This is a genomic window from Nostoc sp. NMS7, from assembly GCF_017115085.1.
In the GTDB taxonomy this organism is placed as follows: domain Bacteria; phylum Cyanobacteriota; class Cyanobacteriia; order Cyanobacteriales; family Nostocaceae; genus Nostoc.
In genome coordinates this window covers 1-15,346 of record NZ_JABXKJ010000148.1, presented here as the reverse complement: position 1 = coordinate 15,346, position 15,346 = coordinate 1, and the positions used below count along the sequence as shown (strand labels likewise).

The window sequence follows — 15,346 nt, the reverse complement described above, 5'->3', positions numbered from 1 at the left end:
CGTCTCGCCCGCCCAGCAACCAAAGGCGGGCAAGACTTCGGCGTGAGCGCTCAGTCCTTCGACAAAGCTCAGGAACCATCGAACGCTGCCCACCCCACAAGTAGTAGTAATTTATTTGTGGGAAATCCCTAGTTTAGCGATACCTTCTCTACGAGAGGCTTCTCTTTCAGAGACGCTAACGCGAACGCCAACGGTGAGCTTCTCTACGAGAGGCTACGCCAACGCTAACGCAGAACTTCTAAGCCAGCAGAGAGGAACACAATTTGTCTTCGAGTTCGATTTCGTGTTCTTGGGTGGCAACAATCGCCTGAGTGATGACGCGTTGGCTGTCAAAACCGACTGCGTGTAATTGTAACCACTGTTGAGCTTCATTGCCTTCGCGGAGGATTTTGTGCAAAGGGGAAAGGAAACAGCTAAAGCCTTGTTGTTTAGCGATCGCCCAAACATCTTGGTACATTTGAGAAATCCAATCTCTGGCTAAGATGCTTCTGCCATCTTGCCAATGCCTCAAATGAGCATCAAGACTACCAACAGCAGCAGCAGCTTCATTCTCAGCAGTCAGGGTGACGAGTTCTTCAGCAGAGAAAGTACTTTGAGTTAACGGATCGATGCTGGGATTTTCGATTATTTGCAATAAACGCGCTTCTAATAAGGCACTAATCGCTAGCAAGGCAATGGGATCTGTGACTAAATCACAAATTCGCAATTCTAGGCGATTCAAGTCATAGGGACGGCGATCGCCATTTGGGCGCACTGATGCCCACAAATGCCGTATATTTTGCATTGTTCCAGCAGCGAGTTGATCTTCCACCCATTGAATATGATCGGCGTGGCTGGCAAATAACGGCACATGGCTAGGCGTTTGCGGAAAGAGTCCCCAACGGGTGGAGTGATAGCCAGTAGTTTTCCCATCCAGGAAGGGAGATGAGGCGCTGAGGGCGAGAAATAGAGGTGCTTCCATACGGATCACCCGACACGCTCGCATTAATACTTCTGGGTCGCTGATGCCGACATTAATATGTACGCTAGCGGTGACTACTTTTGTTCCGTAGGTGTTCTCAATGTAGTCATGATAAGGGTTTGCTGGATCGGAACGCAGAAAGCGATCGCTCCCACCCAAAGATAGAGTACTTCCTGGGATCAAAGTGTAATTGCCCAAGCGATCGAGGTAGTTTCGCAACTCTCGCCGGGGACGCAGCAAAGCACACAATAAATTATCGTAATTAGGGGATGGTTCGGTTATGTATTCGACATTGCGGCTATCTGGCTCCCGCATAAATCCATCCAAATCTGCAACAATCTTGTCGGAGAGGCCGACGATTTCACCTTGAGGCGTGCCAGTGTATATCTCTATTTCAAAGCCTTTTAATAAAACCACCTTGTTCTCCTCGGCTCTCTCTGCCTATAAATTGTATCTAAATAAGACGAATTTCTGTATCTATCTTTAAGTCAATCAAAGGTTAAGAATCATTTTATTGCCAACTTACACGAAATCAGGAAGACAGATTTATTAGTTCTCTTCCAAAAAATTATTACTATTGAAGTATGAAAAATATCCTAATATATGTTACCTATACTACAGAATAAAATCAGCAGGTGAATCACTCTTTTGGGCAATATTGAGACGTAGAAACTGCGCCCATACATCATCACTCAGTAAGTTTAAAGCCGTTTGAGGATTATTAGTAGCGATCGCGCGGATAACTTTCCGCCATCCCTGCTGTAATGACTCAATAAAAGCCTCTTCAATAGAAACTTGACTCAGTAACAAAAGTGCCGTTTTAAAACTTGCTGAATCAGCTTGTATATTCTTGGACTTTAACCCCTGAAGTGCTACATTCAACCACACAGGCAAAAGTTCCAGCCAGTTATTTTGCTGTATTTTTTGGAGTGCAATATCTTCCATACCTAGCGCACCCCACATACATAAACACTCTACAGCCAGTTTATAATCGCGGTTTTCGAGAGCATTTTCCCATAATTTTTGAGCATGATTTTGGAAGCGATTAGCGAGAAATTCATAAGCTTCCTGAACTTGATGGGGAATTGTAACTTTATAAACTGACTCGCCTCGTGGTAGGTAGTCGCCGCGATAGGATAACCAGTTATGAGATCCACAAAGATGGATTTGCTGATCAACTATTACTTCTTTGACATGGGAATCACCCAACCAAAGAACCTGTACACATGGTAAACCATCAGGGGTTTTTATCGCTCGAAGTTTTTTCTCTAGTTCTGGTGGAATTGGTTTATCTTCATCTTCTTCTCGCCGCGCAATTCCATGTCCAATCAAAATCCAAACTCCGCGATTAGCTAATTTCTGTAACAGAGCTAGAAATGTTTCATTGACAACTGCCTGATTAACCCAAGGAGAATAAATTAGAAGCTGATTTTTAGCTGAATTTAAAACTTCTGAAAAAGCTTGGCTAATTTGTCTATCGCGTAACTGTATAGCCTCACCTACTACTTTTCCAGCAGCTTTTGTGGGAGTTTCTAGCACTTTTTGGCGAATATTTTCGAGTCTAGCTTCTATTTCAGTGTTTTTTTGCTTGAGAATAGCTTCACGTTCAAAATTGATGGTTTCAGTTGACAATTTACATAATGCTTGCAAAGATATTTTCCCTTCAGTATGTAGCAGTTCTAACCAGTTGGATGCTGACTCTAAAATTTGCTTTCCATTTCTGATTTGAATACTCAATTTATCTTCAAGGGCATCGAAGATAACGAAAAGCGATATCTTTCTCCCAATTTTTTGAGTCGAAGCTAATACTTTATAGGAAGTAACAATTTTTCCCTCTTCTGGGACATGAAGTGCTAAAGCTGAAACCTGAATACTTTTTTGTATTTCCTCAAGCGGTAACGAAGCAATATCAGCAATTGTATGATCAATAGTTATAAAGTCTGCCAAATCAGGCAAATTTATCACTGTCTCATTTAAGGATTCAGATTGAAAGGTGATTTTGTCGCTTAAAGGGTCTGTAATAGCATTAAGCTGTACAGGATATGGGGGCTGTGGTACAGACCCTTTTTCATAGAATGAACGACCTTCAGGAGTGACTGTTAGTGGCGATGTTGCTGATAGAGTTTGTAATGTCCGAAGAGTTGCAGTAGTAGTTTGGATAAATATAGAATCAAGACCAAGTACAGAGGCTAATTCATCCTCTGTTGGCGGAGGTTGAAATTCAATAGCAGCACGAATAATAAATTCTTCGAGTACGTTAAACTGACGGGGTTCTTTGATATTTACTTCTACCGAAGTTTGATGCAAACTATAACGGAATTGACGCGCGGCTAAAACTGATAAACTAAGGCTTTGCGCTTCTATTTCCTCTACCAACTTCTTAAGATTGTCATCAATTGGTTTAGCTGAAGAGGCGAGAAACATTAATGAAACCTCCATGTAGACGCACGATGTTTGAAACATTGGAGTACATACTCCCGACTTCTCTACCCTGCTGGGTGAATAGCGAATGACAACCCACAATTACTAGTAGTTCTTGAGCGCGGGAAAAAGCAACGTTAACTCGTTCTGGCTTTTTGGCAAATCCCACATCTCCTCTACTATTATTACGAACCATACTCACAATTACAACAGGTCGTTCCATACCTTGAAATTGATCTACTGTACCAGTAGTGATTTGCAGCGATGGGAAAAGTTTAGATTGCAGGCGCTCATCAATTTTTCTGAGTTGATCACCAAAAAAAGTAATCACGGCGATTTCTTTTTTTGGTTCACCATTAGCAACTCTAGAAGCCCAAGTAGTCTCAAATTGCTTACACAAAATTTCAATGGCATTAATTTCTGGAATATTATAGAATGAAGTTCCTGTAAGTTTCTCTTGAAATTGATTACTTCCAGGCGTTTTTACCCAGATAAGATGCTTAGATTCTTCGATGATTTCGCCTGCTAAATTATGTGCGCGTTTTGTATCCGGCTCTAAAATACCACATTCTAGTTTACCATCATAAAACTGATTGATTGCGCCCATAATTATGGGGTGCATTCGATATTGAATATTTAACATTTGTTTGATACTATCATTAGCAGTTTCAAAGTGAATTTTAAACAGTGAGTCTTGCAATAATTGTAGTTCTGGATTTGTGCTGCCAATCTCTTGAGAAACTTCCTCTAAAGTCTTCATGTCAAGCATGGGTGGTAATTGTCGATGGTCGCCAACCATAACCAACTTTTTGGCTTTCAAAGCTGGGATTAATAACTCTGGAGGAGTACATTTACTAACTTCATCAATAATGACAACATCAAAGTATCTGAATTCTTGTGAAAAATTGTAATTTGCAGCTTGAACGCAAGTAATACCAATGACGTTGGCATTATTTAGTCGCGTTAAATCAGTGCGATCGCCTTCAGTTGGCTTTCTTAATTTTCCAATCCAATCTTGAACAAAGTGCTGATATCGATTGAGATAAATTTCATCTTTTTGGAGTTGCTGTTGCCAAGATTTAAACTGAGTATTGATAGTGTGTAAAAAGTCCAGATTAAACAAGTCTGTAGAATCAAGTTTAGGCTTGAATTTACTAGGAATGGCTTTCCAAACTGACTGCTACCAAGTTCGCTCAGTTGATATATATTCTAATTGCTGCCGTAAATTATCAACAATTTGCTGTGTTTGGCTTTGAGTTTCTATAAATTGGTTTTTGTAAGTTTCAGTTGTTTTCTGCAAGCTAGTAATACGAACTATCAGCAAGTCTTTGCTAGTCGAAAGTGTAGCAAAAGGATCGATTAAGCGAATCAAAGTATCAAGTTGTTTTGTACAATTTCCCCAGTGGCGTATTTTTGCTGTAAATCGTGGTGTCTCAGTCAGAATATTTGAAGGATTATCGAGGTATTCTTGCACTAAAAGTCTTAATTCACCGGGTAAGTATGGGAAGGGAAAAAGTTCTTTTAAGAGTGCGATCGCTCTTTTTAATTTTAAGTCAGCCTCACTACAAGAAGTTTCTAGCTGCTCTTGATTAGCAGATATTTTTTGTTGCTCATTAACCGCCAACCTCATCTGTTCATTTAATTGTTGCTGAAGCTGCTTTTGCTCCTTTTCTGTTTCAGTCTGTAGTTGCTTTAGCCATGTACGCGCACTTGTAACCATGCCGTTGGCCACCTCCACTGTAATCTGTGAGATAGCCGATTTACTCTCAACAGGTTGCACTGTTTGACATATAATCTGGGCTTGTCTCCTAATAGCCTCAAGAGTTACCGCGGCACTATAACGGCGGCTATATGGACGTAACTTTTGAGCTATGGAATCCAAACTTTTATGCTTGACAGCAACCGCAAGCATCCATTCAATAATCCGACCCCAGACCCCTAGTGGTTTCTCAATGTCATCAATGCTATGTTGTGCTAGTTGCTTTAGCTTTATGAGGGATTCCACAGGGTCTAGCGCTTTACTAACGCTCACCTGAGAAATAGCAGCTTCATTGATTGAGCGATGACCTAGTATATTTCGCCCCCGCACGAGTAAATCTTTTATCTCACTAACCTGACTGGATACCCTATCCCTTTGATGGTATTTCTGAATTAACTGATTAACTTTTACCCTACACTGATCAAGACTTTGTTGCCAGGGTAGATATTGAGCTTCCATCGTCATGCTTTGTAATGCCGAAGGTAGTGAGATTAAGTCAACTGTAAAGTCTTGACGATTTTGTAAGCACTGTTTCAATACATTGACGATATTTAAATTAGCTGTAGATAGCCATATATCAAGGTCACTTATTGCTAAACTGACCTCAGATTCACGGTTATGTAGATCCCTAATTCTTTGCTGTAAACTTTGCTGGTTCGCAAGCAATTGTTGGTGATTTGACTTTCGGCGAGCAAGAAATTCTGAATTTTGTGTGTAAGTTTGTGCAGTTAACTCCGCTTCGGTCATTGCCATAGCTGTATCACTGGCGTAGGCTAATGCTGTGCGAACTTCAGTAATCCAAGAAGCTACAGTGTTTTGCAACCAACCAGCTAAACCAAATAAGCCGTGATTTGGGCGAACGATACCAAGTTCAGAAGCCAAATCAATTGCTAATCGAAGATTTGCAGCAAAGTTTCGGAATGAAGCGTCTGTAGATGTGTATTTGTTCAGACCCGCCCACAAATTAAGAAGTGCTGGATCTTGCCAATCTATTGAAGGTGCTTGATTCAGCAAATCCTCCAAAGCCGTTTTCACAGATTCGACCTCGCTCAGTTGAGATGCAGCTTGATTGTATTCATTTTTTTTGGTCGTACAAGCTGACTCTAAATTTGCTTTGCGTGTCTGTAATAGATTCTGCTCTCCCTTAAATGCCTCTTCTACTTTCAAGTATGTTGTGAATCGTTCTGATGCTGCTAACAATTGCTGTAAATCTCTTACATTATCGAGGCGTTGGGCAAGATTTGTTTCGCAGTCAGTAGCAGTATTTTCTAACCATGTGCCAATCACTCGATCTTCTAGAAATGGCTGTCCTTGTTCCCCAACTCTTTCGGCGTTTCCCTTTCGCACAGCCCGAATTACAGGGTTATGAACTAATCGACTCAGGACATTATCTACTGCTAAATTGGCTTGAGAAGTAATTAGAGTGCGTCCACCTCGAATAGCAACTTGATAGCAAATCTCGGCAATTACGGTAGTTTTACCAGTACCTGGCGGACCTTAAATGAGAACTAAATCCTCAGCTGCAAGCACCATTTCTACTGCTGCTTTCTGACTAGGATTAGCTGAGGATAACAACAAATCCTCTGGTCGCAATTCAACAGTTTTTTGGATAGGTCTTGCTTGGGAAGCGTCGAATAAGAAGTTTCCCAAATAAGGATTTTGGGTGCGTCCCTGCTTTAATTGTGCCAAGGCTTCTTTTTTGCGTTTAATCTGTTGGATGTCACCAACTGCCTCGAAAAACAAAAATCCGGTAGCTGGTAGCTGATAACGCCCTGCTGCCATATCGTCAGCTAAATCGTCTTTTAGCGTCACGCGTATGGTACAACTGTTTGGGACAACTTTTTCAATAGTTCCCAATTTATTGCGGCTGCTATGCCAGTTTTCTCTTGTGCGAGTAGTCTCGGACAGCTTAATCTCTTCACTTTTTGCTAGTTTTACCCGTTCCCAGAAGTTTTCCACAGTTAAGGAATTTTCATCAGAACCCTCAAGAGTAGCTGAGGTTACGTCAATCTCAAAAGTGATCCGTCTTCCGAAGCCATTGTGGGTGAAAAAAGGCACACAAAATTGGCGTGCTTTAGCGATTTTTTCCTCAATCTGTAAAAATACTTCCCAAATTCGTATGTTAGAGAGACGATTTCTAAAGATTATGGGTTTAGGAATTTCCAAAATTTGTTGTCTGAGAAGTGGAGCAAGTCGATTTTGAGAGATAATCTCTGGTGACTTTGGTTGATGACTGGTTATACCTAATTCATTTTTCGGTGTCCCCTTTTTAGATGCAAGTTTTTCAGCAGCCAAACGGATTTGTTCTGCCTCAGATTCGGAAATCCTGCTGCTATGGCTTCTGACTACGATGTTGAGTTGGTCGCAAATTGCTAGTAACTCTTTGTTCTCCAAATTGAATTCTTTTGATAGCTCATAGATTCTGAGTTGGGCGTTGTTCATCCACAGCTTGCCTTTACTAACAAAGGTTTCCAAGTCTAGTATTCCCAAATGCTGGCAAGGAACAACATCTTAAATTTCTGCTGCTTTGCCTATTTTAGGTAGTATTACCCACCAAGAATAAAATTCCCGACTTCTCTAAGAAATCGGGAATCTAAGCTTTTCAATTTTCACAAATCAAATAAAATTACTATCTAGTCTGTATTGTCAATACTACACAGTCACTCAAAACAGAAATTTACGACGAAAAATGTCAGCTTTGGTGATGGTTAATTTGTCCAGTATATTGCCTCAATTTTATATACCAAATTCTTGAGATTATTATTAATAGGTTTAGCAGAAATCGCCAGCTATTTTTGAAGCGCCTGCTGAAAAGTCTTGATGGCATCAACATGATTCACCATATTAATGCAGCGTAACAACAAATCCAGATCGATACCTTTAACCTCCTCACTACTAGAAACCCTTTCATAGTGAAGTGCGTTGCCTTCTTTCCGTAGGTGATAAACTTCTAACACTCCATCTTCCCAGAACCAAACTTCTGGAATCAACAGCCGCTTGTATGCCTCTAGTTTGTTGATACCGCCACTGGTAAACACCACCTCTACCGCCAAATCGGGACGCACTCTACCAGGGGCAAGTTTATAAGATTCATCCGCCTCTCGCTTGACAGCACCCGATTCATTTTCTAAGGTCATTGATCCAGTTGGAGTAAAGTCAAACCCTGCCATGAGTAGGTAAAGTTCTAACAATGCGGCAATTCTCTTCTTAACAGTTTCGTGGGGTTCTCCAGGCATTCTTCGGATCTCCAAAACACCATCCAGGAAAGACAGCCGATATCCTGGACGGTCTAATAACTGCTCAACTGCTTTGAATTCTCTCCAAGTCAGTCCTTCAAACAAAAGGGGTGATTCTTTTGTGGGTGTAGCGATCGCTGCTGGGGTCATAAAAGTCTCCAGTCTGTTTCTAAATGAGAAATAATCAGTTTTGGAGGGCAGTTTGTTAATTGTAACTTCTTTCTAGGAGCTTAAAAATTATTTTTTCTCACCTTTTTATATTTGCTGTTTCTCACCTAAGCCTTTCATTAACAACAAAACCACTTTTCAAATAATTCGAGTATCTATCTTGCTATGATTTGCATCATGGTGAAGCGTTTAGCATAAATTTTTACCGCTCATAACTTTTCAAACACTCTCTTATACACTAAGACAACATTGCAGGTAATTCGCTAAAAGAAATCACATATTTCTGTCCAATATTGCGTTTCAATATCTTAATCGCCGCTTCATGATATTCTTGCCCACCACTAGAAGCACAGCCATCTGATACTACGAACGTCTGAAATCCAGCATCAAAGAGTCCTAAAGATGTAGCCATCACACAAGCTTATGTATCAACTCCACACACTGCGACTGTAGTAATAGCATTATTTTGCAGTGCTTGGAGCAGGGCAGATGACATCACAAAAGAACTAGGAGCATGAGCATGAGAAAAAAGAAAGCGGGATATATGGAGCAAGCTAGGTGAAATTGGAGAATATGAAGGCTTATCAAACGTTTTACTGACAAGCGGAATTAAGGTTTTAGAAAGCTCTGTTTCCTGTCCAAAAACCATATCATTCCAGTTGAGTTGATGTGAAAAGTTAGGATTCCGGTTAAAAAAGCGAGTTGCCCAAACCTGATGAAACTTACTAGCATTATTAACTACCTTTGGCACAACCGCTTCACATTCAGGTGTGATCAAAAAGCCATTTTGTAAATCTACCGCTAACAAAATCCCTTTACGTTGACTTAATGAAGTACACTCGTCATCGATAGGTTTAGCTGAAGAGGCGAAAAACATCAACGAAACCTCCATGAAGACTTACAATATTTGAAACTTCGGAATACATACTTCCGACTTTACCTGATTGATGGGTAAATAAATTATGACAACCTACAATTATCAGCAGTTCTTGAGCGCGAGAAAATGCAACATTTACCCGTTCTGGCTTCTTGGCAAATCCCACATCTCCTTTACTATTATTACGAACCATGCTAACAATTACAATAGGTCTTTCCATACCTTGAAATCTGTCTACCGTACCAGTACGAATTTCTAGTGAAGGAAAGAGTTCAGATTGCAGACGTTCATCAATTTTTCTTAATTGAGCGCCATAAAATGTAATTACGGCAATTTCTTTTTTTGGTTCACCATTAGCAACTTTAGAAGCCCAAATATTCTCGAACTGCTGACACAGACATTCAATCGCATCAATTTCTTGAGTATTAAAGTAAGAAGTTCCATTTCGTTGCTCTAAAAATTGATTTTCGATAGGCGTTTTTACCCAGATAAGATGTTGAGATTCTTGGATGATTTCGCCTGCTAAATGATGTGCGCGTTTTGTATCCGGCTCCAAAATACCAGATTCTAGTTTACCGTCATAAAATTGATTGATTGCTCCCATAATAAATGGGTGCATTCGATATTGTGTAGTTAGCATTTGTTTGATGCTTTCATCAGCAGATTCAAACTGACTTTTGAAGAGTGATTCTTCTAAAAATTGTAGTTCTTCTCGTGTATTACCAATTGTTTGAGCAACTTCTTCTAAAGTGCTAGTATCAAGCATGGGTGGTAATTGTCGATGATCACCTACCATGACTAATTTTTTACCTTTTAAGGCTGGAATCAGTAACTCTGGTGGAGTACATTTACTAACTTCATCAATGATGACGACATCAAAGGATTTGAATTCTTCCGAAAAACCTCTATTTGCAGCTTGAACACAGGTAATACCGACAACGTTGGCATTGTCTAAATATATACGCCTTAAATCGTCGCGGTCGCCTTCAGTTGGATTTCTTAATTTTCCGATCCAATCTTGTACAAAAATCTGATATTTGTTAAGATAATTTTCTTCTTTTTGAAGTTCCTGTTGCCAAGATTCAAACTTCATATTAATGCTGCGTAATAACTCTATATTAAACAACTCACTAGCAGAATTTTCTGGTTTAAATTTATCCGGTATTCCTTGCCATTCTGTCAACCACCAGTTTCTTTCTTCTATTAAGTTTTCTGAGGGTTGTGGTTGTGATTTATTTTGTATTTCACCTAGACTAACTTGTAATTTATGAAGCTGTTCTAGGGAAATTTCAGTTTCTTCTTTTAGTTTTGATAAATGCTCATTTAGAGAATTTCTAATCATCTCCAATACAGCAAAAGGTTCTAATGATGAAATTAAGGTTTCAAGTTGACTGATGCAATTTCCCCAAGAATGCACTTGCTTTGAGAATTCTTGGGGTTGCTCCCAAATATTTGATTGTGTTGTGAGATATTTTTCAACTAGAATACGTAATTGAGCAGGGATATTTTTTTGATTCAGTTCTTGCAAGATATTAATAACTTGTCGAAGTTGCAAATTAGCATCCTGTTGCGCTTTTTCTACCTCAGCTTGAGTAATTGATATTTCCTGCTGGCTGATTTCATTTTTCTGAAGTTCATTTAATTGTCGTTGTAGATGCTGAAGCTGTTGTTCAGTTTCCGTTTTTACTTTTAAAACGCATTGACGCGCATTTATAAGGATAGTATCGAGCAATTCTTGTGTAAGCTGGGTGAGAGTAGAATCAATGTTATTCCATTCCCATGATCCACCATAGGTTTTTTGCATTCTAATTAAAAAAACCTGGGTATTCTCAACTAGTAATTTTCGCTGTTTTGTGGTAAGTAGTTGATAATTGTTAAACTGTTGATAAGTTTCATGCCATTGGGTGCGATCGCTCTTTGATAGCACCATTGGAATCTGACTAAAATTTTGTTGTAAAAAATAGCTAAAATTATGCTGTTTACCCCGCCTATCAGTAAAACCTCCATCTATTTCATAAGCGATCGCTTTTGCCAATAGCTCCCAGTCTAGTAGGTTAATATTATAATTTTTTGGTACTATTGGTAATTTTAATGTATTTGCAAACATCAACAAACCTAGTGGTAAGTCTGCTAAATTTTCTGTTAGTGGTAAACCTGATTGATGACAATCTTTCAAGGTTTGATACAGATGTGAAAATGCTGTAGACTTCCATTCTTTAACTGCTGAGATAATATAATCAATTTCTCGTTTACGGTTTTGCCAAATCTGGATTGTTTGCTGAATATTTTGCAGCTTGGTAAGATATTGCTGATAATCTGGTTGTAGCTGATTTAACGAGGCGAAATTCTGTTTAACAACCTGTACCTGCGCTGCAACTTCTGATATGGCTTCACTTGCATCTTGAGCATGAGTAAAAGCAGTTTTAAATTCAGAAATTTCTGTTGCTATTTCACGTAACCAAACCGCTAAACCAAAAGCACCAACCGTCGGTAGCACCAAGCCAAGTTCTTCAGTATATTTGATGGCTTTACGAACACTTGCTAAAAATTCTTCTACTAAAGTGTTGCCTTCTGTATAGGGCTTAAGAAGCGGTAAAAAATCTGTAACTTCTGGAGATTGCCAGTTGACATTTGGTGCAGTATTTAGAATGTTTTCTAAACCTACAATTAGTGATTCAACCTGATTTTGTTTGTCTACAGTTTCGTTGTAAAAGGTTTCTTGATTTTTAAAGTTTACTTCTATTTTGAACTTATTTTTATGGAATTTATTTTGTTGCTGATTAAATTCTTCCTCGGCTTGTAAGTAGGCTGTGAATCTTGGCGATGATGCCAGTAATTGACTGAAAATTTCGATATTTTTGAGCCGTTGAGTCAGATTGTTTTCGCAGTCATTCGCTGTATTTTCTAGCCATCTGCCAATCACTTGATCTTCTAAAAATGGCTGTCCTTCTTCCCCAACTTTTTCGGCTCTCCCCTTGCGTACAGCCCGAATCACTGGGTTATGAACTAATCGACTCAGGGCATTATCTACTGCTAAATTTGCTTGAGAAGCAATTAAAGTGCGTCCACCGCGAAGCGCAATTTGATAGCAAATCTCGGCAATTACGGTAGTTTTACCAGTACCCGGTGGCCCTTGGATGAGAACAAGATCCTTAGCGGCAAGTACCTTTTCTACTGCTGCTTTCTGGCCAGGATTAGCAGAAGATAACAACAAATCTTGTGGTTGAAGTTCGATAGTTGTTTTGATTTGTCTAGCCTGAGAAGCATCAAATAAAAAGTTGCCCAAGTAGGGATTCTGGGTATAACCGTTATTCAAATCATCTAAAGCTTTTTTCTTACGTTGAATCTGCTGAATATCACCAACTGCCTCAAAACATAAAAATCCGGTAGCTGGTAATTGATAACGTTCTGCTGCCATGTGTTCAGCTAAATCGCGTTCTAGCCTGAGACTAATAATACAACGGTTGGTATCAACTTCTTCAACAGTCCCTAGTTGGCGGCCATTAATCCAATTTTTTCCGATGGGAGCAGTTTCAAAAAGTTTCAAATCTTCGTTTTTTGCCCGTCTTGCTCGTTCCCAGAAATTGTCCACATCGAGGGAATTTTGATAAAAGCCGTCAAGTGTGGCTGAAGTTACATCAATTTCAAAACTGATTCGCCTTTTAAAGTTATAGTTATGACTTAGATAACGCACACAAAATTGACGCGCTTTAGCAATTTTTTCCTCAATTTGCAAAAACGCTTTCCAAGCTTTAAGCTGATCTTCTGTAGGCACATGATCGCCACAAACTGGCGCGGCAGCGATGCGTTTCAATGTCGCCGGCGGAATGTGAAGATGATGCTGATGATTTGATAGCAAACGTAAGCGACAAGGCACAGCATAACTATCAGCGTATCCCCGTGAGGGTTGTAACAACTGAGCCGATAGTATTTTTAAGCCGCCACGTCCATCTTTTTGTACAGCCGCTCTAAATCCTAATGTTTTTCTGAGCTTCTCAAGTCTTGCGGGTAATTGAAAATCATCGCTGTCTGTTGCGATTGTCAAATCCCAAATTTCTTCTCTTGACTCTTTCCCTGCACCTTTGCGACGCACATAAAATAGAGAAGGCTTTTTACCAACACATTCATACATTAACTCATTGGCGCGATCGCGCCGCTCTCTAAATTCGGGATATGATTTCAGGGCAGTTTCACCTTCCAGATGGCGGATAAAACTATCAATTGCTGAAGCTATAAATATATAGCCCCAATCTTCAGAGTTTATTTTAATTTTTGAGGATTTTGCTGTTAGTTTATTTGCCGCTACACGAATGCTTTCTGCCTCGGATTCTGAGATGGTGCTGTTATGGCTTTTGACTGCAATTTTGAGCTTTTCGCAAATTACTAATAGCTTCTTGCTATCCAAATTCAATTCTTTTGCTAGTTCGTAGATTCTGAGTTTGACTTTGTTCATCCAGTAATGCCTTTGCCGACAAAATAGGGTTTAAATTTAAACGCAGAGGGAAGGCAGCGCGTTGGGCGGGTTTCCCGACTTGTTCGCGCAGCGTCTCCCCCTGGGAGAAGCGACTGCCGTCGCTGAGGTAAGGGCAGAGGAGCGCAAAGCTTATTTTAGTCCCATTCGCTACCAATTAAATTTGGCAATACTCTGCATATCTTTGCGTTCATCTGCGTATAAAAATCATAGGATTTTGGGTAGTATTGCTCACTTAATGACTATAGTTTGTACTGCTGGTAAACTTCACTGGCGGCGCGATGCAGCAAGGAATGCCGCCAAACTAAAGATTTCATATCATCAGCATAACCGCCGCCAATGACGCAAGCGACAGGATAACCGCTATTCATACAAGTACTTAAAACCTGCATTTCTCGGCGAAAAATGCCAGCGTCGGTAAGGGCTAATTTGCCCAAGCGATCGCCTATATGAGGATCAACACCTGCATCATAAAATACTAAATCCGGCTTGACTTTAGACAATAAATCTGCTAAGTAATTCGCTAAAGTTTGTAAATAGGCGTTATCTTCCATTCCCACTGGCAAAGGAACATCCAAATCGCTGTTTTGTTTAGTACCAGGGAAATTGACTTCGCAGTGCATGGAGAAAGTAAAAACACTCTCGTCGTCTTGGAAGATAAAAGCGGTGCCGTCTCCTTGATGGACATCCAAATCTACAATCAAGATTTTTTGCACAAGTCCGAGTTTTTGTAAAACGCGACAGGCGATCGCTAAATCGTTGAAAATACAAAAACCAGATCCATAACTGGGAAAGGCATGATGAGTGCCACCAGCAGTATTACAAGCTAAACCCTGACTTAATGCCATTTTAGCAGTGAGTATCGTACCACCTACCGCTACACAGGTACGATTCGCTAATGCTGGACTCCAAGGCAAACCAATGCGACGCTGTGCTTTGGCGTCTAGGGTTCCCTGACAGTAAGCTTGAACATAGCTTGGAGTGTGGACTAACTCTATCAATTCTCGTGGGGGACGTTCGGGAATGTGAAATTGTTCTGTTTGCGCCACGCCGTCAGCTAACAGCAATTCATAGAGTTGTCGGAACTTAGACATTGGGAAGCGATGTCCATCAGGTAATGGAGCAACGTAATCTGGGTGGTAAATAATTGGCAAGTCCATGTTATTAATTTTTAACCATAGTCTGATGCCAAACACACCATTAAATCCAGACTAAGGGATTTCCAAGAAATAAATTATTCAATCTTGTGGGGTGGGCCAAAAAGCCATTTGTGTCAAGTTAAGAAAAATAGAAACTTGTCAAGTGGGTCAAACTTAATGATTAAACTCAACACCCTTGTGTTGAGAATAGCCATGAGTCAGCCACGCAAAAAACAAGGAAATCCAGATTTTCGGCATCAAGTCACCGTCGCCGCCCCATCAAGCCAAGAGATAGAATCGCGGCTGTTTGAGTT

At 40.1% G+C, this 15,346-nt stretch carries 8 protein-coding genes and 2 pseudogenes; all 10 read right to left on the bottom strand.

Going from position 1 to position 15,346, the window contains the following annotated elements:
* Positions 1 to 238: 238 nt before the first annotated feature.
* The 10 genes and pseudogenes from gshA to HWQ38_RS15050 all read right to left on the bottom strand — a co-directional run bounded on the left by gshA (position 239) and on the right by HWQ38_RS15050 (position 15,053).
* Complete coding sequence (gshA, locus tag HWQ38_RS15095; RefSeq protein ID WP_292794811.1) at positions 239 to 1,378, bottom strand: glutamate--cysteine ligase; 1,140 nt, start codon at positions 1,376 to 1,378, stop codon at positions 239 to 241.
* A gap of 198 nt (positions 1,379 to 1,576) precedes the next feature.
* Positions 1,577 to 3,385, bottom strand: coding sequence for a hypothetical protein (locus tag HWQ38_RS15090; RefSeq protein ID WP_292794809.1), 1,809 nt, complete (start codon positions 3,383 to 3,385; stop codon positions 1,577 to 1,579).
* The gene (locus HWQ38_RS15085) at positions 3,363 to 4,505 is read right to left on the bottom strand and encodes a DEAD/DEAH box helicase (RefSeq protein WP_292794807.1); all 1,143 of its coding nucleotides are present in this window, start codon (positions 4,503 to 4,505) and stop codon (positions 3,363 to 3,365) included. Before HWQ38_RS15085 ends, HWQ38_RS15090 begins: the two co-directional genes overlap by 23 nt.
* 57 nt (positions 4,506 to 4,562) lie before the next feature.
* Positions 4,563 to 6,626, bottom strand: a pseudogene (locus HWQ38_RS15080) (AAA domain-containing protein); the annotation flags it as partial.
* A 636-nt stretch (positions 6,627 to 7,262) separates the two neighbouring features.
* Positions 7,263 to 7,583, bottom strand: a pseudogene (locus HWQ38_RS15075) (translation initiation factor IF-2 N-terminal domain-containing protein); the annotation flags it as partial.
* Between the two features lie 347 nt (positions 7,584 to 7,930).
* A complete protein-coding gene (locus HWQ38_RS15070; protein WP_292794805.1) occupies positions 7,931 to 8,527 on the bottom strand; it encodes a Uma2 family endonuclease in 597 nt (198 codons plus the stop codon).
* Between the two features lie 256 nt (positions 8,528 to 8,783).
* Positions 8,784 to 8,957 (bottom strand): isochorismatase family protein, encoded by a 174-nt coding sequence (locus HWQ38_RS15065; RefSeq protein WP_292794803.1) that lies wholly within the window; start codon positions 8,955 to 8,957, stop codon positions 8,784 to 8,786.
* Positions 8,958 to 8,966: 9 nt separating this feature from the next.
* Complete coding sequence (locus HWQ38_RS15060; protein ID WP_292794801.1) at positions 8,967 to 9,422, bottom strand: hypothetical protein; 456 nt, start codon at positions 9,420 to 9,422, stop codon at positions 8,967 to 8,969.
* Positions 9,400 to 13,875, bottom strand: a complete 4,476-nt coding sequence (locus HWQ38_RS15055; protein WP_292794799.1) for a translation initiation factor IF-2 N-terminal domain-containing protein — start codon at positions 13,873 to 13,875, stop codon at positions 9,400 to 9,402. The genes HWQ38_RS15060 and HWQ38_RS15055 overlap by 23 nt, the downstream gene beginning before the upstream one ends.
* Positions 13,876 to 14,135: 260 nt before the next feature.
* Positions 14,136 to 15,053, bottom strand: a complete 918-nt coding sequence (locus tag HWQ38_RS15050; protein ID WP_292794798.1) for a histone deacetylase — start codon at positions 15,051 to 15,053, stop codon at positions 14,136 to 14,138.
* Between the last annotated feature and the right edge of the window lie 293 nt (positions 15,054 to 15,346).

Coding starts and splice junctions, on each gene's coding strand:
- HWQ38_RS15090 (WP_292794809.1), bottom strand. CDS start 3,385: ATGTTTCTCGCCTCTTCAGCTAAACCAATTGATGACAATCTTAAGAAG.
- HWQ38_RS15070 (WP_292794805.1), bottom strand. CDS start 8,527: ATGACCCCAGCAGCGATCGCTACACCCACAAAAGAATCACCCCTTTTG.
- HWQ38_RS15065 (WP_292794803.1), bottom strand. CDS start 8,957: ATGGCTACATCTTTAGGACTCTTTGATGCTGGATTTCAGACGTTCGTA.
- HWQ38_RS15060 (WP_292794801.1), bottom strand. CDS start 9,422: ATGTTTTTCGCCTCTTCAGCTAAACCTATCGATGACGAGTGTACTTCA.
- HWQ38_RS15055 (WP_292794799.1), bottom strand. CDS start 13,875: ATGAACAAAGTCAAACTCAGAATCTACGAACTAGCAAAAGAATTGAAT.
- HWQ38_RS15050 (WP_292794798.1), bottom strand. CDS start 15,053: ATGGACTTGCCAATTATTTACCACCCAGATTACGTTGCTCCATTACCT.